The organism is Oleiphilus sp. HI0086, assembly GCF_001635225.1.
Genome location: NZ_LWFZ01001487.1, coordinates 1 through 1,370 on the forward strand (window position 1 = coordinate 1; position 1,370 = coordinate 1,370).

Here is a 1,370-nt window from a genome sequence, read left to right on the forward strand (position 1 = left end):
CGGTCAGCGCGTAAAGCTTTGAGCTGCTCGCGTCTATCTTCAATTTGCGCAGATAGGCCTTTGATATATTCATTTTGAGTTGCAGCGCGTAAGCCCTGAATGCGGTCCTGAATTACTTCTGCTTGGCGAGAACGCTCTTCTGATATGATGGCATGACGCTGGCTGTATTCGGCTTCAATTTGCGAAGAGCTTAAGCTTGCCAGACGAGTGCGCCGTATTTCGAGTGGTTCAATTTCCTCTTCGACGGCCACTAGTTCTTTCTTATGTTTATCGATTGAGAAAATCAGGGCATGAAAGTTTCTTTCGAAACCATTGAGGGCTGATTCAAAAGTGATAAAGGCTAGAAAAATTAGGGAGGTACCGAAGATAAACTTCCACTTTGTATTGCTGGTTTTATAGGTCGCCGCAACAAAAGGAATTTTGGTGATTTCGACAATCGCGACCATCAAAAAAGGCATCATGGCGATAAACACATTGGTGTAATCGCCAAAGCCCAAACCCTGAGGGCGATTATTTTCTATCTCGGTGAACGAACTGATGCCTTGCATAATGGAGATGGCAAAGCCGATAATCACGGCGCATATCTCAACCGCCCAGGCAAAGAATATTAGCTTTTTGCCAATGCTCTCGCGTTCCGGGTTTATCGTTAAAGAGGGTGCTTGAACCGGCTCAATTGAACTGGTAACGGTTTGAGCTTGGCCGTTTGTCATGCCTTTGGGTTTCCGTTATTGTTATTTTTTCGATTGTTTGTGTATGTTATCGAAGTTTTACGCTTAAGCTACTTCGTTCACACTATCTTCTAATAGTGAGTTAATTCGCTATCTAAATCAGTGACTCAGGTATGAAAAATAGTATTGTTCTCGCTAGTTTGCTTTTTCTGCTTCTTACTAGTGCCTGTACTACCCGGCAATTGGCGGAAGTATCTCCTCTTGAAGAAGATGTGTCAAAGCTTGAGAAGCTTAGTCCTGAAGAGAAGCAGAGCAAAGAGAATGAGACAGCGGAAAAGAAAGCCAAAAAAGAAAGTCAGGCCGCTACTAAGCAGATAGAGCCAGAATCACCTTTGCAAAAACAAGCTGAAAAGGCATCCCAAAAAAAGCTCGGGCAGCCTTCCGATAAAACACAGGCTAAGCAAAAAGAGAGGCAAACTTCGCAGAAGTCGGTGGAAGCTTTGGAGCAAGAGTATTCAACTGAGCCTTCAAGTATGCGCTCAAGGGATGAGTTGGAGAAGAGTAGCGATAAGGCTTCGAAGAATACATACTCTCCTATGAAAGATAGTGCAGCGGCTTCGGCTAAAGAAGATCAACAGGATGGCGTGGGAAAAAATGCGCTTGAACAACTAGAGCAAGCAGCTGGTGGAGAAAAAGCAGGCA

1 protein-coding gene and 1 pseudogene are annotated in these 1,370 nt (G+C 44.3%); one reads left to right on the forward strand and one right to left on the reverse strand.

Translation table 11 applies throughout. From position 1 onward, the window contains the following. Positions 1–710: pseudogene (locus A3756_RS25200) on the reverse strand (hypothetical protein); the annotation flags it as partial. Between the two features lie 131 nt (positions 711–841). On the opposite strand from A3756_RS25200, the gene A3756_RS25205 reads away from it, so the two are divergent. Next, positions 842–1,370, forward strand: a 529-nt coding sequence (locus A3756_RS25205) for a hypothetical protein (RefSeq protein WP_156490764.1), incomplete at its 3' end; no start/stop codon positions are given.